The sequence below is a fragment of the Usitatibacter rugosus genome (assembly GCF_013003965.1).
Classification (GTDB): domain Bacteria; phylum Pseudomonadota; class Gammaproteobacteria; order Burkholderiales; family Usitatibacteraceae; genus Usitatibacter; species Usitatibacter rugosus.
The window spans coordinates 4,180,762-4,197,654 of the sequence record NZ_CP053069.1; the positions used below are offsets into that span (position 1 = coordinate 4,180,762).

19 protein-coding genes are annotated in these 16,893 nt (G+C 68.5%); 14 read left to right on the plus strand and 5 right to left on the minus strand.

Annotated features, from left to right (window positions below):
* Positions 1-135: 135 nt before the first annotated feature.
* The gene (locus DSM104443_RS19870) at positions 136-633 is read left to right on the plus strand and encodes a hypothetical protein (protein WP_171095414.1); all 498 of its coding nucleotides are present in this window, start codon (positions 136-138) and stop codon (positions 631-633) included.
* Positions 634-710: 77 nt separating this feature from the next.
* Here DSM104443_RS19870 and DSM104443_RS19875 read toward each other — a convergent pair whose 3' ends face one another.
* The 4 genes from DSM104443_RS19875 to DSM104443_RS19890 all read right to left on the minus strand — a co-directional run bounded on the left by DSM104443_RS19875 (position 711) and on the right by DSM104443_RS19890 (position 4,677).
* A complete protein-coding gene (locus tag DSM104443_RS19875; protein WP_171095416.1) occupies positions 711-2,327 on the minus strand; it encodes an MFS transporter in 1,617 nt (538 codons plus the stop codon).
* A 103-nt stretch (positions 2,328-2,430) separates the two neighbouring features.
* A complete protein-coding gene (locus DSM104443_RS19880) occupies positions 2,431-3,819 on the minus strand; it encodes a sensor histidine kinase (protein WP_171095418.1) in 1,389 nt (462 codons plus the stop codon).
* Positions 3,816-4,487, minus strand: a complete 672-nt coding sequence (locus DSM104443_RS19885) for a response regulator transcription factor (RefSeq protein ID WP_171095420.1) — start codon at positions 4,485-4,487, stop codon at positions 3,816-3,818. Before DSM104443_RS19885 ends, DSM104443_RS19880 begins: the two co-directional genes overlap by 4 nt.
* Positions 4,488-4,503: 16 nt before the next feature.
* Positions 4,504-4,677 carry a hypothetical protein gene (locus DSM104443_RS19890; RefSeq protein ID WP_171095422.1) on the minus strand — a complete coding sequence of 58 codons (174 nt, stop codon included), beginning with the start codon at positions 4,675-4,677 and terminating at the stop codon, positions 4,504-4,506.
* A gap of 105 nt (positions 4,678-4,782) precedes the next feature.
* Here DSM104443_RS19890 and DSM104443_RS19895 point away from each other — a divergent pair, with 105 nt between their 5' ends.
* The 13 genes from DSM104443_RS19895 (at position 4,783) to DSM104443_RS19955 (ending at position 16,737) form a co-directional block, all read left to right on the plus strand.
* Complete coding sequence (locus DSM104443_RS19895) at positions 4,783-5,571, plus strand: BPSS1780 family membrane protein (RefSeq protein WP_171095424.1); 789 nt, start codon at positions 4,783-4,785, stop codon at positions 5,569-5,571.
* The gene (locus tag DSM104443_RS19900) at positions 5,568-6,254 is read left to right on the plus strand and encodes an RDD family protein (protein WP_171095426.1); all 687 of its coding nucleotides are present in this window, start codon (positions 5,568-5,570) and stop codon (positions 6,252-6,254) included. Before DSM104443_RS19895 ends, DSM104443_RS19900 begins: the two co-directional genes overlap by 4 nt.
* Positions 6,251-7,240, plus strand: a complete 990-nt coding sequence (locus tag DSM104443_RS19905) for a stage II sporulation protein M (protein ID WP_171095428.1) — start codon at positions 6,251-6,253, stop codon at positions 7,238-7,240. The genes DSM104443_RS19900 and DSM104443_RS19905 overlap by 4 nt, the downstream gene beginning before the upstream one ends.
* Positions 7,230-8,744 (plus strand): DUF4129 domain-containing protein, encoded by a 1,515-nt coding sequence (locus DSM104443_RS19910; protein WP_171095430.1) that lies wholly within the window; start codon positions 7,230-7,232, stop codon positions 8,742-8,744. The genes DSM104443_RS19905 and DSM104443_RS19910 overlap by 11 nt, the downstream gene beginning before the upstream one ends.
* Complete coding sequence (locus tag DSM104443_RS19915) at positions 8,741-10,042, plus strand: DUF4350 domain-containing protein (RefSeq protein WP_171095432.1); 1,302 nt, start codon at positions 8,741-8,743, stop codon at positions 10,040-10,042. Before DSM104443_RS19910 ends, DSM104443_RS19915 begins: the two co-directional genes overlap by 4 nt.
* Positions 10,039-11,025, plus strand: coding sequence for an AAA family ATPase (locus tag DSM104443_RS19920; protein ID WP_171095434.1), 987 nt, complete (start codon positions 10,039-10,041; stop codon positions 11,023-11,025). Before DSM104443_RS19915 ends, DSM104443_RS19920 begins: the two co-directional genes overlap by 4 nt.
* Positions 11,022-12,377 (plus strand): DUF58 domain-containing protein, encoded by a 1,356-nt coding sequence (locus DSM104443_RS19925; protein ID WP_212756812.1) that lies wholly within the window; start codon positions 11,022-11,024, stop codon positions 12,375-12,377. The genes DSM104443_RS19920 and DSM104443_RS19925 overlap by 4 nt, the downstream gene beginning before the upstream one ends.
* Complete coding sequence (locus DSM104443_RS19930; protein WP_171095436.1) at positions 12,377-13,102, plus strand: alpha/beta hydrolase; 726 nt, start codon at positions 12,377-12,379, stop codon at positions 13,100-13,102. Before DSM104443_RS19925 ends, DSM104443_RS19930 begins: the two co-directional genes overlap by 1 nt.
* A 1-nt stretch (position 13,103) precedes the next feature.
* Positions 13,104-13,562: a hypothetical protein gene (locus DSM104443_RS19935; RefSeq protein ID WP_171095438.1), complete on the plus strand. Its 459-nt coding sequence runs from the start codon at positions 13,104-13,106 to the stop codon at positions 13,560-13,562.
* Entirely contained in the window at positions 13,562-14,389 is an 828-nt protein-coding gene (locus tag DSM104443_RS19940) for a helix-turn-helix domain-containing protein (protein WP_171095440.1), read from the plus strand. Before DSM104443_RS19935 ends, DSM104443_RS19940 begins: the two co-directional genes overlap by 1 nt.
* A 30-nt stretch (positions 14,390-14,419) precedes the next feature.
* Positions 14,420-14,863 carry a VOC family protein gene (locus DSM104443_RS19945; protein WP_171095442.1) on the plus strand — a complete coding sequence of 148 codons (444 nt, stop codon included), beginning with the start codon at positions 14,420-14,422 and terminating at the stop codon, positions 14,861-14,863.
* Between the two features lie 86 nt (positions 14,864-14,949).
* Entirely contained in the window at positions 14,950-15,309 is a 360-nt protein-coding gene (locus DSM104443_RS19950; RefSeq protein ID WP_171095444.1) for a YciI family protein, read from the plus strand.
* Between the two features lie 21 nt (positions 15,310-15,330).
* On the plus strand, positions 15,331-16,737 hold the full coding sequence (locus DSM104443_RS19955; protein ID WP_171095446.1) for a patatin-like phospholipase family protein: 1,407 nt from the start codon (positions 15,331-15,333) through the stop codon (positions 16,735-16,737).
* Here DSM104443_RS19955 and DSM104443_RS19960 read toward each other — a convergent pair.
* Complete coding sequence (locus DSM104443_RS19960) at positions 16,706-16,891, minus strand: tautomerase family protein (RefSeq protein WP_171095448.1); 186 nt, start codon at positions 16,889-16,891, stop codon at positions 16,706-16,708. The genes DSM104443_RS19955 and DSM104443_RS19960 overlap by 32 nt on opposite strands.
* Between the last annotated feature and the right edge of the window lie 2 nt (positions 16,892-16,893).

Sequence of the window (16,893 nt, forward strand, 5' to 3'; positions counted from 1 at the left end):
AAGACATTTCTGCCACCGATCCGAGTCCGGATGCCGCGGCGGTTCGTAGCAACGCTCAATGGGCGTGTCCTTCGTGGCACGCCCATTGCCTTTATGGATCTCCGTTTGTCCGTTCAACCACACGAGGAGATTCAGATGAGAGAGACCCCGAAAACCGGCGAGCCCAATCGTGATCCCATCACCGGCGCACCGGGCGCGCACCCGGTCGGCGTCGGCGCAGGTGCAGCCGCGGGCGGTGCCGCGGGTGCGGTGGCCGGCACGGCCGTCGGCGGCCCGATTGGTGCCGTGGTCGGTGGCGTAGCCGGCGCGATCGCCGGCGGCCTGGCCGGCAAGGGCGTGGCCGAGATGGTCGACCCGACCGTCGAGACCGCGTACTGGAAGGAAACGTACGTCACGCAGCCCTACTACGCCGATGGCCGCGACTGGACCTACTACGAGCCGGCCTATCGCACGGGCTGGGAAGGCCGCACGCGCTATGACGGCAAGACGTTCGAGGAAGTCGAGGACGACCTCGAGTCCGACTATCGCCGCTACAGCAAGAACGGCGACATTCCCTGGGACGACGTGCGCCCGGCTTCCCGCGCCGCGTGGGATCGCATCGATACGCGCATCCAGAGCGCCACGGGTAACTAGAGCGGTTTCAAGCTGGCGCTGTAGAAAGAAAGGCCCGCCGAATCGCTTCGGCGGGCCTTTCCTTTCTACAACTTAAATCAGTCGTCGGCGTTCAGCGGCCGGTCCTTGTTGTCCTTGAGGAACAACAGGCCGATCACGAACGTCATCAACGCGATGCCGATCGGATACCAGAGGCCGAAGTAGATGTCCCCCGTCGCCGCCACCAGCGCGGTGGCGAGCAGCGGCAGCATCCCGCCGAACCAGCCGTTGCCGATGTGGTACGGCAGCGACATGGACGTGTAGCGGATCCGCGTCGGGAAGAGCTCCACCAGGAAGGCCGCGATCGGGCCGTACACCATCGTCACGTAGATCATCATCACGAACAGGATGACGAGCGTGGCCGGCCAGTTGATCTTGTCCTTGTTGGCGCCCGCGACGTAGCCCTTCGCCTTCAGCGTCGCGAGGATCTTCGCCTGGTCCCAGCCCTCGACCTTGGCATCGCCGATCGTGGTGACCACACCCGCCGTAGCGCTTGCCGGGGCGTCCGTGGACGTGAACGACAGGCCCTGCTTGGTGAGGAAGTCCTTGGTGCGGTCGCAATCGGTGAACTTGCTCCACGGGCCCACGAAGATGTGGAAGTTGCAGTCCTTCGCTTCCACCGTGATCGTGGTCTTGGCCTGGAAGCTCTCCAGGTCCGGGTTCACGTAGTGCGTGAGCGCCTTGAACAGCGGCACGTACGTCAATGCCGCGATGAGGCAGCCCGCGAGGATGATCTTCAGGCGGCCGATCTTGTCCGACAGCGCGCCGAACACGATGAAGAACGGCGTGCCCAGCAGCAGCGCGATCGCGATCAGCGTGTACGCCGTCTGTCCATCGACCTTCAGCGTGATGGTGAGGAAGAACAGCGCATAGAACTGGCCCGTGTACCACACGACGCCCTGGCCGGCCGTCGCGCCAAGCAGTGCCAGCAGCACGTACTTGTTGTTCGGGTAGCGCAGGAAGCTGTCGGTGAGCGGGGAGCTGGAGCCCTTGCCCTCGGCCTTCATCTTCTGGAACAGCGGCGATTCGTTCAGCTTCAGCCGGATGTAGATCGAGAAGATGAGCAGGATCACCGAGACCAGGAACGGAATGCGCCAGCCCCAATCGGCGAATTCCGCCGGGGTGAGCCAACCGCTGAAACGGCACAGGCCGATCACGAGGAGCGACAGGAAGAAGCCCAGGGTCGCCGTGGTCTGGATCCAGGCCGTGTCGTAACCGCGCTTGCCTTCCGGAGCATGCTCGGCCACGTAGGTCGCGGCACCGCCGTACTCGCCGCCGAGCGCCAGGCCCTGCACGAGGCGCAGCGTCACCAGCAGGATCGGGGCGACCCAACCGACGGTCTCGAACTTGGGCAGCAGGCCGACCAGGAAGGTCGAGCCGCCCATGAAGAGGATCGTCATCAGGAAGGTGTACTTGCGGCCGACGAGATCGCCGATCCGCCCGAAGACCAGCGCGCCGAACGGACGCACGAGGAAGCCGGCCGCGTACGCCGCGAACGCCGACAACAGGGCTGCCGTTGCATTGCCCGCCGGGAAGAACAGCGCCGCGAAGAACGGCGCCAGCGTGGCGTAGAGATAGAAGTCGTACCACTCGAAGACGGTTCCGAGCGAAGACGCGAAGATGACGCGCTTTTCCTCGGACGCCTCGACATAGGTGCCCCTTGCAGCCGTGTTCATCAGTTTCCCCTCCTATATTTGTAATAGGCGCCTCGGTGGGCGCACATATCACGGAGCGTGGCGGGGCCAACTGACGCCGGCCTGACGTCCCGGCGGGTGAAACCTAGGGTTTACCCGGAGGAAAGGCCACCCGGAAGAGGGCTCCACGCCCCTCGCGTCCCGGCGAGAGCGAGACCGTGGCGCCGTAGCGCGCGGCGATCGATCTCACGATGGACAGCCCGAGGCCGCTGCCCGGAGCACCGCTGCCCAGGACGCGATGGAAGCGCTCGAAGACCATCTCGCGGTCGGCGTCGGGAACACCGGGGCCGTTGTCCTCGACCTCCGCGGCCGGCGCCGGAGTGCCCAGCACGCGGGCCGTGACCTCGCCGCCCTCGGGCGTGTAGCGCACGGCGTTGTCCACGAGATTGAGGAACATCTCGTAGACGAGGTCGGGATCGCCCATCACGGTGACGGGCTCGTCGGGCGCCTCGAAGGCGAGGTGGATGGACTTGGCGATCGCCGCATCCGACCGGTGCAGGCAGGCCAGGCGCATCTTCACTTCGAGGTTCACCGCCCGCTCGCCGTCGGCCTTCGCGTCGTCGGCGCGCGCAAGCGACAGGAGCTGGCTCGCGAGATGCGAGACGTGATCCGCGCTCTCGGCGATGCGGTCCAGGCGCGCGCTCGCCTCCTCCAGGGTCTGCGCGCCGCGCGCCAACTGCGACTGCGTCTTCAGCGCCGCGAGCGGCGTGCGCAGCTGGTGCGCGGCATCGGCGACGAAGTGGCGCTGCGAATCGAGGTTCGCGCGCACGCGCTCCATCTGCACGTTCACCGACTTCAGCAGCGGCTCCATCTCGGCGGGCGCGCCCTCGACGGGAAGCGGCCGCAGGTCGGATGGATCGCGCGACGCGATCTCCTCGCGCAGCCTCCGGATGGGGGCCAGTCCCCGGTAGATCGCCAGCAGCGCGAGTCCCGAGACGATCGGGACGAACACCAGCACCGCGCCCATCATCATCAGCGTGACCCGCGTGGCGTGCTCGCGGCGCCGGTCGAGGAACTCCGCGACCTGCACGATCACGGTGGCTCCTCCCTCGGGGCCGGAGAGCTCGCACGCGATGCGCAAGTCGCCCTCCTCGGTCGTGACGCTGCGAAGCCTTACGCTGCCGCGCACGCACGCATCGACCGGTGGCAGCGGAACGAAGGCGTCACCGGCGACCAGCTCGCCGCTAGGTTTCGAGATCTGCGCGAACATCGGATCGGCGGTCGCCGAGCGTGCGCGCTCCAGCACCGGAAATCGAATCGGGGCCCCGAGGCCGGGTGGGGCGCGGCGAATCTCCTCGGACACGGCGTTGGCGAAGTCGCTCAGCTCGCGGTCGAACGGGCCATCGGCGAGCGCGCTGCCGATCGCGTAGCTCACCGCGATCGACACCGGCCAGAGCACGGCCAGGGGAGCCAGCATCCAGTCGACGACATCGTGCAGCAGCGATCGCGAGCCGCCCTCGCCGAAGGGCTTCACGCCTTTTCCCGCTCGAGGCAGTAGCCCAGGCCGCGATGCGTCGTGATGCGGATGTCGCCCGCCTCGAGCTTCTTGCGCAGGCGCGACACGTAGACCTCCACCGCGTTGGCGGAAACCTCGCCGCCCCACTCACACAGCAGGTCGAGGATCTGCTCCTTGCTCACCATCCGCCCCACGCGCGCGAGGAAGATCTCCAGCAACGCGAGCTCGCGCGCGGAGAGCTCGAGCGGCTCGCCTTTCATCGTCACGACGCGGCTCGTCGATTCGTAGGTGAGCGATCCGTGCGTGACCGTCGATTGCCCGCCATGGCCCGAGCGCCGCGTGAGCGCACGCACGCGCGCCTGCAGCTCCGGGAGGTCGAAGGGCTTCGTGAGGTAATCGTCCGCCCCGAGGTCGAGGCCGCGCACGCGGTCTTCGAGGCGGTCCTGCGCCGTGAGCACCAGCACCGGCATCGTCGAGCGCCGGGCACGAAGGCGCTTCAGCACCTCGAGCCCGTGCAGGCGGGGCAAATTCAGATCCAGGATCAGGAGGTCGAACGACTGGGAGGACAGCGCCGCGTCCGCCTCGACGCCGTCGGGCACGCAATCGACGGCGTAGCCTTCGCCGCGCAGGGCGTCGGCGAGTCCGTTCGCGAGGAGGGTGCTGTCTTCGGCGATGAGCAGGCGCATCGCCGGGAATTATCGCCTAGTGCGGGGGCGGGCGCCGGTGGGGGGCTTCCGGGTCGTCGATGGCGCACACGGCGCCGGCCATGCAGAGGAAGGTCGAGGACATCGCCGCCCAGAGCGGCTCGCCGGCCAGGAAGAAGATCACGGGCAGGACCGCGGAGCCGATGAAGAAGAATTCGCTGAGCCATCCCATCGCGGGGTCCTCCAGGCCGAAGAACCCAGCTTTGGCTCCCAACCTGACGGGCGTCTGACGGGTCGTCTAGAATGGGCCGCACCCCTGGAGGTAACCGCGATGTCCATGTCAGACAACCCTTTCGCACCGCCGAAAGCCGCCGTCCTCGAAGCGGATTCCGATGACGCTTTCGTCGCAGAAGGCCGCAAGGTCCCGGCGGGCCGCGGCACGGCGTGGGTCGGCGAATCCTGGGTGCTCTACAAGCGCGCCCCGCTGGTCTGGATCGTGATGTTCGTGATCTTCATGGTGATGACGGTGGTGCTCGCGATCATCCCGCTGGGCTCGATCGTCTCCTCGATGCTCTACCCGGTGTTCGCCGCCGGCTTCATGCTCGGCTGCCGTGAGCTCGAGAACGGCGGCAAGCTCGAGGTGGCCCACCTGTTCGCGGGCTTCAAGGCCAACGTCGGCAATCTCATCCTGGTCGGCCTCATCTACCTCGCGGGCGCGATGGTCGTCGCGGTGATCGCCGGCATCGGCCTCGCGATCTCCATGCCCTTCTACCTGGGCGGGAATTTCGACGTCAACGCGGACATGCTCACGATGGCCCTCGCGATGGCGCCGCTCCTGATCCTCTTCGTGCTGGTGGTGATGGCGCTCTCGCTGCCGCTCGTGATGGCGCTCTGGTTCGCACCGCCCCTGGTGGTGTTCCACAACCTGGCGCCGCTCGAGGCGATGAAGGCGAGCTTCACGGGCTGCGCGCGCAACATCTGGCCGTTCCTGATCTACGGCCTCGTGTTCCTGCTGCTGCTGATCGTCGCGATGATCCCGCTGGGCCTGGGCCTGCTCGTCGTGAGCCCGATGATCTGGGCCTCGATCTACACCGCGTACCGCGACATCTACCTCGCCCCGAAGTGATCGACACGCTGCGGCCCGTCTCGCTGCCCGAGGGCGCCGAGATCACGCTCCGCCTCGCGGGGCCGGTCGCGCGTGCGCGTGCGTGGAGCATCGACTTCGGCATCCGCGCGATGGCGATGATGTCGCTGCCGCCGCTCCTGCAGCACTTCGGCGACGCGGGCCTGGGCGTGATGACGATCCTCTGGTTCGCGATCTCCACGCTCTACCCGGTGTTCTTCGAGGCGCTCTGGAACGGCGCCACGCCCGGCAAGCGCGTCTGCCATCTCGCGGTGGTGCATGCGGACGGAACGCCCGTGGGCTGGAGCGCGGCGCTGCTGCGAAACATCGTGCGCATCGCGGACACCTTCCCGGTCGGCTACGCCGTGGGCTTCACGGTGATGCTCTTCGATCCGCAGTTCCGGCGCCTCGGCGACCTCGCCGCGGGCACCGTGGTGATCCATCGCGATTCGCTCGCGGCCCGCGCCACCAGCGCGCCGGAAGTGCCGGGCCTCGCGTCGCCCGTCGCATTGAGCGCGCTCGAGCAGCGTGCGGTCCTCGACTTCGGCGAGCGCCGCGGCACCTGGTCGCACGAGCGCGCCGCGGAGCTTGCGGAAACCGCCGGGCCACTGGTGGGCAACCTTCACGGTGATGCCGCGGCCGACCGCATCAGCGCCATCGCCGCTTTCCTGAGAGGCCGCCGGTGAGCGAAGCCGAATTCGAGGCGAAGCACGCCGCCGATTGGGAGGCGCTCGACCGGGCGATTGCCGGACGCAAGCGCAAAAAAAAGGAGGCCGCCGAGGAGATCCCGCCGCAGGACGTGCCGCGCCGCTTCCGCCTGCTCGTGGCGCATCTCGCCCTGGCGCGCGACCGGCAGTACCGCACGTCGCTCATCGACAAGCTGCATGCGCGCGTGGTCGCCGCCCACCTCGCCATCCACGGCGCGCGCGCCGAGCGCCGCGGCGGCGCCCTGGCACAGCTTCGCGAGTTCATCGTCTCGGGCTTTCCCGCGGAGGCGCGCCGCCAGTGGCCCTACCTGCTGGTCGCGGCGATCACGTTCTTCGGACCCTTCCTCGGCGGCATCTTCGTGCTGCAGTACTTCCCCGATTTCGTCTTCTACCTCGCGAGCCCCGAGCAGCTCGCGCAGATCCAGTCCATGTACGCGCCGGGCAACATGCGCTACGGCACCGCGCGCGAGGCCGATACGGACATGATGATGTTCGGCCACTACATCGCGAACAACGTGCGGATCGACTTCCAGGTCGTGGCCGGCGGCGCGTTCTTCGGGCTCGGGACGCTCGCGGCACTCCTCTTCAACGGCATCTTCCTCGGCGCGGTCGCGGGCTATCTCACGCAGATCGGCTACGGCGAGACGTTCTGGGGCTTTGTCGCGGGGCACAGCGCGCCCGAGCTGCTGGGCCTCGTGTACGCGGGCGGCGCGGGCCTGCTGATCGGACACGCCCTCATAGCCCCCGGCCGCACGACACGCGCCGAGGCGCTACGCAGGAACGGCGTTCCCGCCGCGCGCTTGCTCTACGGGGCGGCATTGATGACGGTGATGGCCGCCTTCATCGAGGCGTTCTGGTCCTCGCGTACCTCGCTGCCCTTCGGCATCAAGATCGCGTTCGGCGCGACGCTCGCCGCCGTGTTCTTCATCTACCTCACGTTCGCCGGGCGGCAGCGTGGATCTTGAACGCATGGCCGTGCGGCTGCGCCCGCGCAATCCCACGGAGGCGCTCGATCTCGGCTTCGCCCTCGTACGCGAGCACGCGGGCTCGGTGTACGGAACATGGCTCGCCGCTTATCTGCCGATCGCCTTCCTGACCTACGCGCTGCTCTGGGACCACCCGGTCATCGCGTGGTGCGTGCTGTGGTGGCTGAAGCCGCTCTTCGACCGCATCCTGCTGGCGCTCCTGTCGCGCTCGCTCTTCGGCGAACCGACGGGGCCGCGCGCCATCCTTGGTTCCCCGCGCCAGTGGCTGATGGGCACGCGGATCCTCAGCGCGCTCACCTGGGGCCGCTTCGATTTCGCGCGCTCGTTCCATCTCCCCGTGCACCAGCTCGAGCGCTCGCGCGGCAAGGCGGGGCGCCAGCGCGTCCGCCTGCTCGATCGCGATGCACGCGGCTCGGCCGTGTGGCTCACCTTCCTGCTGCTCGGCGTGGAGCTGTTCCTGGTGATCGCCGTGAGCATCGGGCTCGCCTTGTTGATCCCGGTGCAGGTGCCGGTCGAGAACCTCCTCGAGAACATCTTCCGGTCCGGCACCTCTCGCGACGGCGCGCTCGTCGGCGCGCTGCTCGGCACGTTCGCCACGTCGCTCGTGGAGCCCGTCTACGTCGCTTCGGGCTTCACGCTCTACCTGCAGCGCCGGACCATGCTCGAGGGCTGGGACATCGAGCTTCGCTTCCGCCACCTGGCCGAGCGCCTCGCCGCGCCCGTGGCTTCCGCTGCGGGCGTCGTCGCTGCCCTGCTGCTCGCTTGCGTACTGCTTCCGCTGCCTTCCGTCTCACACGCGCAGGCCGAGCCGCCGGCCGCCGCTCCGCAGAAAGCCGCGGCGAAGGATCCGGCGAAGGAGATCAAGGCCGTGCTCGCCCAGCCGGAATTCGGCAAGACGGAGATGCGCAAGCAGCTCGAGTACGTGGGGCCCAAGTTCGACTGGAAGAGCGACAGCAAGTCGAAGCCGTGGAACTTCGGATGGATCGAGGATCTCGCGCGGTTGCTCGCGGGCATCGCGCGCTACGCGACGTGGATCGTGGGGGGCCTCGCGCTCGCCGTCGTGCTCTACCTGCTGGCGCGCTACGCCCGGCTGCGCGGCTTCGGGGCGGGCCAGGCCGAGCGGCCCGATTTCCTCTTCGGCCTCGACGTGCGTCCCGAGTCGCTGCCGGACGATGTGGCCGCGGTAGCCGCCGCGCTCGCGAAGGAAGGCCGCACGCGCGAGGCGCTCTCGCTCCTCTATCGCGGAGCCCTCGTGCGCTTCCTCGACCAGGGCATGGAGTTCCTGCGCGGCGACACGGAAGGCGATTGCCTGCGCAAGGTCGAGCACAACGCCCGCGACACCGCGCGGCAGTATTTCCGCCGCCTGGTCAGCGCGTGGCAATCGCTCGCGTACGGGCACCGCGCGGTCGGAGCGGAAGCCGTCGTGGCGCTCGCCGGCGAATGGCGGCGCGAGTTCGCCGGCGACGCACAGGCCCCGAGATGACGCGCAAGATCGCCTTCCGCGTCGCGCTCGTGGCCGCGCCCTTCCTGGGCTTGTTCCTCTATGCCGCGTTCAACTGGTACACGTGGGTCGAGCATCCCCACCAGGTGGACCAGGGCGAGGAGGCCCGCAAGAATCCCTACCTCGCGCTGAGCCAGTTCCTGCCGCGCATGGGCGCGCGCACCGAGTTCGCGCGCTCGCCGGTGCAGCTCGCCCGCCCGCCGGAGAAGGGCGTGCTCATCCTCGCCGCGCGCCGCCTGCCGTTCATGACGCAGCAACGGGTGCGCGAGATCGACGCCTGGGTCCGGCGCGGCGGCGTGCTCGTCGTCGAGGCCGAGTCCGGCGGCATCGACGATCCGCTGCTGGACAACTACGGCATCGAGCGCGACGTCCCCGAATGGCTGCGCGGCACGCCCGAGGAACGCCGCGAGGCGAAGAAGCGCGAGAACGAGAAGCGCGAGGCCCTGAAGGCCGCGGATCCGAAGAAGGGCGGGCGGCGCGAGTACCTGGCCAGCATCGTGTGGCCCGGCGCCTCGAAGGTGCTGCGCGTGCGGCAGACCGGGCAGGGCCTGCGCATCGCGGGCGAAGGAGAGCCACCGAACCTCGTGACCGCGATGGCCGACGATCGCCTGGTCGTGGTCGCCTTCGATGCGGATGCGGGCCGGGTCGTGGTGCTGTCGAGCCTCGCCTTCCTTCGCAACCGCGACCTGGGCGAATACCATCACGCCGAGTTCGCGTGGCGCCTCGCCACGGCCGCGCCCGATCAACGCACCTCGATGCTCTTCCTGCGCATTCCGTCCCCGTCGCTGTGGGAGTGGATGCGCGAGAACGCGTGGCCCGTGATGGTCTCGGCGATCGTGCTGCTGCTCCTGTGGCTGGGCCGCATCGTGCCGCGCTTCGGGCCGCTCGAGCCCGAGCCCGCGCCGGTGCGCCGCAGCCTCATCGAACACCTGCGCGCGGCCGGACGTTTCGTGTGGTCGCGCGGCGAGGCGCAACGCCTGCTCGAGGCCGTGCGCGATCGCGTGTGGCGCTCGGCGCTGCGCCGGCGCGGCGGCCTTGCCGGCCTCGCGCACTCCAAGGCCGAAGACACGCTCGTGAGCCTCACCGGGCAAACACCGGCCACCGTGCACCGTGCGCTGAACGGCGGCGGAACGAGCCCCGTCGCATTCGTCACCACAGCCGCGGCATTGCAGGGCCTCGAGTCGGGCCTCGCCCACAGCCTTCGTCATACCGCCGACTCTCGTCATTCCCGCGCAGGCGGGAATCCAGCACCGTCCAAGAACAAGGGAGCCCCTTCATGAGCACCGAGATGCAGATTCCGCCCGACGCGCCCGAGAAGGCCGCGGCGCTGATCAACGCCGTCGCAACCGAGATCCGCAAGGTCGTGGTGGGCCAGGACGAGGTGATCGCGCAATCGCTCGCCGGGCTCGTGGCGGGCGGCCACGTGCTGGTCGAGGGCGTGCCGGGCCTGGGCAAGACGCTGCTCGTGAAGGCACTGGCCCGCACGCTGCGCGCGAGCTTCGCCCGCATCCAGTTCACGCCCGACCTCATGCCCTCGGACGTGACGGGCCACACCATCTACGACGGGGCGACGAGCACCTTCGTGTCGCGCAAGGGGCCGGTGTTCACGAATTTCCTCCTGGCCGACGAGATCAACCGCGCGCCGGCGAAGACGCAGGCCTCGCTGCTCGAGGTGATGCAGGAGGCGCAAGTCACCATCGAGGGCACGGCGCACCCGCTCACGCAGCCGTTCATGGTGTTCGCGACGCAGAACCCGATCGAGCACGAAGGCACGTATCCGCTGCCCGACGCGCAGTTGGACCGCTTCCTGCTCAACGTGCGCATCGGCTACCCCGCCGCGGATGAAGAGGTGCGGCTCACACGCCAGGTGACGCAGTCGATGGTGGGCGACAAGCTCAACGTCGAGGCGGTGCAGCCGGTGCTCGAGGCGAACCAGGTCCTCACGCTGCAGAAGCTGGCCTCGATGCTCACCGTCGACGACAAGGTGATCGACTACGCGGTACGGCTCGCGCGTGCGACGCGCGACCACGCGGGCCTTACGCGCGGCGCCGGGCCGAGGGCGAGCATCGCACTGATTCGCGCGGCCCGGGCCTCCGCCCTCGCCAACGCTCGCCCCTTCGCTTCGCCCGACGACGTAAAGCAGGTCGCCCTCGCGGTCCTGCGGCACCGAGTGTCGGTCTCGCCCGAGTTCGAGATCGAAGGCCGCGATGCGGACTCCATCCTTGGCGACCTGCTGCAATCCGTGGAGGCGCCGCGCCTGTGAGCGCGCACGTGCCGCCCGTATCGCTCTCGCACGCCGGACGGCCTATCCCGTCGCGGCTCGCGGTGGCGCTCGGCGTGGCATTGCTCCTCTTCGCGATCGCCGCGGCGATCTGGCCCGGGCTCACCGACGCGTGGCTCGTGGCCGTCGGCATCGTTGCCGTGGCTGCGCTCGCGGACCTCGCGGCCGCGCGAGCATTACCGCCGCGCCTGGCGCTCGAGCGCCGTATGCCCGGGTCCGTTCCGATCGGCCGCTGGCGCGAATGCTTCCTGCGCATCTCGAATCCCGGCCCGTTCCCCGTGCGCTGCGAGGTGCACGACCATCATCCCGCCTCGGTCGAATCCGCGGGATTGCCCGTGCAGGTGAGCGTTCCCGCGCGCGGCTATGCGATGGCGCCCTACAAGATGCGCGCCACGGAGCGCGGCACGCTCGGCTTCGCGCCTGCCGAGGCACGCGTGGGCTCTCCGTTCAGACTCTGGGACAGCCGCGTGCGCTTCGGAGCCGCGCAATCCGTGCGGAGCTATCCCGATTTCGCCGAGCTCGCCGACTACGCGCTCTTTGCCACCGAGAACCGCCTCTCGCAGATCGGCGTGCTGAAGCAGCGCCGCCGCGGCGAAGGCCTCGAGTTCCACCAGCTTCGCGACTATCGCGAGGGCGATTCACTCCGGCAGATCGACTGGAGTGCCACCGCCCGCCTTCGCCGACCGATCGCCCGCGAGTACCAGGACGAGCGCGACCAGCAGATCGTCTTCCTCATCGACAGTGGCCGGCGCATGAACGCGCGAGACGGGCTGCTCTCGCACTTCGACGAAGTGTTGAACGCGGTGCTGCTCCTCGCCTTCGTCGCGCTGCGCCAGGGCGACGCCGCCGGACTCATGACCTTCGCCGGCGCCGAGCCGCGCTTCGTACCGGCGCGCAAGTCGCGGGAGACGATCAACGCATTCCTGAACGCGCTCTACGACGTGCAGCCGACGCTGCGCCCGCCCGACTATCACGCGGCAGCCGTGGAGCTGTCGCGGCGGTTGAAGCGGCGGTCGCTGGTGGTCGTTGTTTCCAACCTGCGCGACGAAGACGAGGAGACGCTGCTGCCGGCGCTGGCGTTGCTGAAGCGTAAACACCTCGTGCTCTTCGCCAACCTGCGCGAGTCGGCGCTGGACTCCGTCCGCGACACGCCCGTGCGCACGCTGGACGACGCACTCACCTACGCCGCCGGCGCGATCTACGAGCGCGAGCGGGCGAGCATCACGCGCCGCGTCGAGAGCGCGGGTGCGATGCTCCTCGACGTCCCACCGAAGGAGCTCGCCGTGCGCCTCGTGAATCGCTACCTCGACCTCAAACGCTCCGGGAGGTTCTGATGGTTCGCGCGCTTCTGTTCGTTGCAGTGCTTCTCGCAGCCGAAGCGCGTGCCCAGGCGCCCGAGGTCATCGCCGCCCATCCGCCAGGCAAGGGTCCCTTCCCGGTCATGGTGCTTGGAGCCGGCCAGGGTTATCACATGCGCCTGCCGATCCTGGAGCAAACCGCCTCGGCGCTCGTGAAGGAAGGGGTCGCCGTCTATCGATTCGACTGGCGCTTCTACACGCGCGATCCCGCGAAGCTGGAGATGTCCCCCGGCCTGGCCGAAGAGACCGCCGACTTCCAGGCCGTGCTCGCGCTTGTGCGCGCGGACCCGAAGGTCGACAAGACCAGGGTCTTCGTCGGAGGCAAGTCGCTCGGCTCGCTGGTCAGCTATCGCGTATTCGCCGCGGACCCCACCCTGAAAGGTATCGCGCTGATCACGCCCGTTTGCCACCAGGGCCCGATCGAGAAGATGTATCCCGGGATCGAGAGGGAAAAGCGTCCCGTAGCCTTCATCCTCGGCGACAAGGATCCCGTCTGTCCCGCCGCGCGCTTCGCGGAGTACGTGGCGCTTCCGGGGATTTCGAACAGCAAGCAACAGGCATCTCTGACCCGGGGCGATCATGCGTTCGGCTACGGCCCGGATGCCTCGGCGGAACAGAAGGGCCAGCAAGCGAAGAACATCGAGTTCGTCGCGGGCTATGTCGCCGAGTTCGCGGCGCAGGCATCGAAGGTGCCGAACTGACATGAAGAAGGTGATTCCCCTGGCGGTGGCCGCGGTCCTGTTCCTGGTGGCGGTCGTGGCCGGGAAGATCATCGGCAAGATGCGCGAACCGGCGAAGAACAATCCGTCGCAGGTGCAGGAGATCCTGCGGACGGCCGTGACCGAGTTCAACAAGCAGGCGCCGATGATGGTCGATGCGGCCACGCGCCTGGATCGCGCGTCCTCGGCCGGAAGCGTGCTCACATATCACTACACGCTCCTCCAGAGGCCCGCGCCGGGGGAAACCCTGGAGCAGCTCCGCGCCAATGTCCCGGCTTTCGAGGAAACAACGAAGAAGAAGGTCTGCGCGGATGACAAGCTCCGTGCCCTGCTCGGCATCGGCGTCACGATGCGCTATGCATACGTCACGACGGCCAGCGAGAACGCGTTCGAATTCGCAGTGACGCAGGAAGCCTGCCTCTTCGAGCCGCCCAGGAAGTAATGGAACGCCCCGCCCATCCGCTGTTGCGCCCCTTCGTGCGAAGCGTCTGGCACGGCGGCTCGACGGCGCGCGGCGGAACGCAAACGGAGAACATGGCGCCCTCGGCGGAGATGCATATCGCCTTCCGCTTGCAAGGTCCCACCGTGCGGCTCATCGAAGGCGGCAGCGCGGCGGCGTACGGACACGCGGTCGCCTGCGGCATGCGCGCTTCGTTCTACATAAAGGAGACGGTTCCTGGAACGATGACGGTCGGCGCGCAACTGCGGCCCGGTGCGGCGCGGGCGCTGCTCGGCGTGACCGCGGACGAGCTCGCGGGCCGGCATGTGCGCCTCGGCGATCTCTGGGGAGACGCGACCGTGAACGCGGCGTTGGGCGAGATGCGCGAGGCAAAGCGTCCCGAGGAGCGGCTGCGCGTGATGGAGGCATTCCTCGTCTCGCGCGTGCGGCCCGTGCGCGGCCTCCATCCCGCGGTAGCACAGTCGCTGATGCGCTTCGACCCCGCGAGCCGGGTCGCCGACCTCGTGCGCGAGAGCGGCTACAGCCACCGCGCGTTCATCGCGATGTTCCGCCAGGAGGTGGGCCTGCCGCCGAAGCTCTACGCGCGGGTGATGCGATTCCGCCAGGTGCTCGAGCGGCTCGAGGGCGACCCAGCCATCGACTGGGCGGCGCTGGCGATCGAGGCGGGCTACAGCGACCAGGCGCATTTCAGCCGGGAGTTCAGCGAGTTCGCCGGCGTGACGCCCGAGCAGTACCGCCGCATCGCACCGGCCTTCAAGGACCACATCCCGGTCAATTTCATTCAAGACGGGACCGCGCGCCGCGGCTAGAGTTGGCGCATCACCCGATCGGAGTCCGCCATGGCCAACACCGTCCACGAGCTGTTCGCGTACATCTGCGTTTCCGACGCCGGCGCCGCGCTGCGTTTCTATTGCGACGTCTTCGGCGCGAAGGAGCTCTTCCGCCTCACCGAGCCCACGGGGCGCATCGGCCACGCGGAGCTGCAGCTCGGCGGCACCACGCTCATGATCTCCGACGAGTTTCCCGAGTACGGCATCCGCGGCCCGCACCTCGTGGGCGGCACGCCGGTGACGCTGCACCTGCACGTGGACAATGCCGACGCGATGATCGAGAAGGCGGTCGCCGCGGGAGCCAGGCTCGAACGCCCGCCCTCGGACGCCTTCTACGGCGAGCGCGGCGGCAGCGTCTTCGATCCCTGGGGCCACCGGTGGCTGATCGGCCACAGCATCGAGAAGGTCACGCCCGAGGAAATGCAGCGCCGCTACGACGCGATGTTCAAGTAACGGTAACAAAAAGACTTCGCCGGGCTGTCGAAAATGACGGGCCGGGGTACGACTAGTCGTACCTACAACCCGAAGGAGTCTTTCCCATGCGTTACATGTCGATCTACCGCGCCGCCGAATCCACCGCTCCGCCCTCCGCCGAGGACATGGCGAAGATGGGTGCCTTCAACGAGAGGATGACCCGGTCGGGCGTCCTCATCGCGACCGGCGGCTGCCTGCCCAGCTCGCTGGGTGCGCGGGTGCGTGCCGCCAGCGGCAAGGTGTCCGTGACCGACGGCCCGTTCGTCGAGACGAAGGAGGTCACGGCGGGCTTCGCCATCATCGAATGCGAGTCGAAGGCGCAGGCGATCCAGCTCGCGAAGGAGTTCCTGGCCGTGGCCGGGGGCGACGGCGAGTGCGAGGTCCGCGAGATGTTCACCGGCGGGGACTGCGGTCACGCGGACTGAACCTTCTGGCATGATCGGCGCATGCCCCGTGCGTGCGCCGTCCTCTTCCTGACCCTGCTCCTCACGGGGTGCGCGACCAGCGTCTTCAACCCGGCGACCAACAAGCCGATGACGAAGGACACGCCGCCGGGAATGGACGCCCCGCTGGACCTCGTCTCCGAGAACGCGATCGCGATTTCGTTCTCGGGCGGCGGGCTGCGCGCCGCGGCCTTCGCGCATGGCGTGCTCACGGCCCTCAAGGACACCAAGACGCCGCAAGGCACGCTCGCCGACGACGTCACTTTCCTCACGAGCGTCTCCGGAGGCTCGCTCGCCTCCGCGTACTTCGGCCTGAACGGGCCGAAGGGGCTCGAGGATTTCCGCGAGAAGGTGCTGCTGCGCGACTTCGAGCGCGACATGCACCTCTCGGTCCTGTCGCCGAACAACCTCCTGCGGATCCTCGGCGGCGGGCTCAATGCGCGCGAGAATTTCGGCGACTCGCTCGACAAGCACGTCTTCAACGGCGCGACCTTCGCCGACATCTATCGCCACCGCAAGCCCGACGTCCGCATCCACGCGACCGAGCTCTACGCCGGCATCCCGTTCCCGTTCATCCCGCGCGCGTTCTCGATCCTGTGCTCCGACATCCGCAGCTACAGCGTGGCCGACGCCGTCGTGGCGTCGATGGCGGTGCCGCTCGTGTTCTCCCCGGTGGTGATGCGCGCCTATCCCGACGAGTGCAACGAGCCGCTGCCTCCGCTCTTCGAGCGGGTCAACGCCGATCCCGACGCGCCCCGGATCCTGAAGGCCGCCGCGCAGATGGCGTACTACCGCGATCCGAAGCGCGTGAAGTACCTGAAGCTCGTGGACGGCGGCGTCACCGACAACCTGGGGCTCGCCACTATCGCCGTCACGCGTGCGATCCTCGACACGCCCTATGCACCGATGACGGAGCGCGACGCCGTGAAGGTGCGCCGCATGATCTTCATCGTGGTCGATGCTTCGCGAGGGCCCGGGGGCGAATGGGCGCTCTCGGAGATGGGACCGGGCGGCGTGGATCTCGCGCTCGCGGCGTCGGACGTGTCCACGAACTCCTCGGCGCGCTTCGCCGCGGACAGCTTCGGCACCATGGTGCGCGAATGGCGCGAGTCGCTGGTGCGCTTCCGCTGCGCGCTCTCGGACGAGCAGGTCGTGCAGCTCGGCGGTCCCTCGAAGGGCTGGAACTGCGACGACGTGAAGTTCCTGCTCGCCTTCCTCACCATCGACCGGCTGGAGCCCGAGTACCGCGACAAGCTGAACGCGATTCCCACGCGCCTCACGCTGACCCCGCAGCAGGTCGACGATGCCATCGAGGGCGGACGGCGTGGTGCGCTCGGGCTGCGGCGCCTGCAACAGTACATCCGCGAGCGCGTGGAGCCTACTTCGGAGGCAACAGTTCCTCGCCCTTGAACCACTCGGCGGGATCGACGTCGGTGAAGATCACACGCGTGGCCTGCGGGCGTGCACCGATGTGCTTCGCCAGTGCCTCGACAATGTCTCGCGCCGCGGCTTCCTTCTGCTCGATCGTGCGTCCGCGCAGGAGCTGGACCTGGACGATGGGCATTC

What these genes read in the sequence shown, in the direction of transcription:
- DSM104443_RS19870 (WP_171095414.1), top strand. Translation starts at nt 136, where the DNA reads ATGAGAGAGACCCCGAAAACCGGCGAGCCCAATCGTGATCCCATCACC.
- DSM104443_RS19875 (WP_171095416.1), bottom strand. Translation starts at nt 2,327, where the DNA reads ATGAACACGGCTGCAAGGGGCACCTATGTCGAGGCGTCCGAGGAAAAG.
- DSM104443_RS19885 (WP_171095420.1), bottom strand. Translation starts at nt 4,487, where the DNA reads ATGCGCCTGCTCATCGCCGAAGACAGCACCCTCCTCGCGAACGGACTC.
- DSM104443_RS19890 (WP_171095422.1), bottom strand. Translation starts at nt 4,677, where the DNA reads ATGGGATGGCTCAGCGAATTCTTCTTCATCGGCTCCGCGGTCCTGCCC.
- DSM104443_RS19895 (WP_171095424.1), top strand. Translation starts at nt 4,783, where the DNA reads ATGTCAGACAACCCTTTCGCACCGCCGAAAGCCGCCGTCCTCGAAGCG.
- DSM104443_RS19915 (WP_171095432.1), top strand. Translation starts at nt 8,741, where the DNA reads ATGACGCGCAAGATCGCCTTCCGCGTCGCGCTCGTGGCCGCGCCCTTC.
- DSM104443_RS19920 (WP_171095434.1), top strand. Translation starts at nt 10,039, where the DNA reads ATGAGCACCGAGATGCAGATTCCGCCCGACGCGCCCGAGAAGGCCGCG.
- DSM104443_RS19930 (WP_171095436.1), top strand. Translation starts at nt 12,377, where the DNA reads ATGGTTCGCGCGCTTCTGTTCGTTGCAGTGCTTCTCGCAGCCGAAGCG.
- DSM104443_RS19935 (WP_171095438.1), top strand. Translation starts at nt 13,104, where the DNA reads ATGAAGAAGGTGATTCCCCTGGCGGTGGCCGCGGTCCTGTTCCTGGTG.
- DSM104443_RS19940 (WP_171095440.1), top strand. Translation starts at nt 13,562, where the DNA reads ATGGAACGCCCCGCCCATCCGCTGTTGCGCCCCTTCGTGCGAAGCGTC.
- DSM104443_RS19945 (WP_171095442.1), top strand. Translation starts at nt 14,420, where the DNA reads ATGGCCAACACCGTCCACGAGCTGTTCGCGTACATCTGCGTTTCCGAC.
- DSM104443_RS19950 (WP_171095444.1), top strand. Translation starts at nt 14,950, where the DNA reads ATGCGTTACATGTCGATCTACCGCGCCGCCGAATCCACCGCTCCGCCC.
- DSM104443_RS19955 (WP_171095446.1), top strand. Translation starts at nt 15,331, where the DNA reads ATGCCCCGTGCGTGCGCCGTCCTCTTCCTGACCCTGCTCCTCACGGGG.
- DSM104443_RS19960 (WP_171095448.1), bottom strand. Translation starts at nt 16,891, where the DNA reads ATGCCCATCGTCCAGGTCCAGCTCCTGCGCGGACGCACGATCGAGCAG.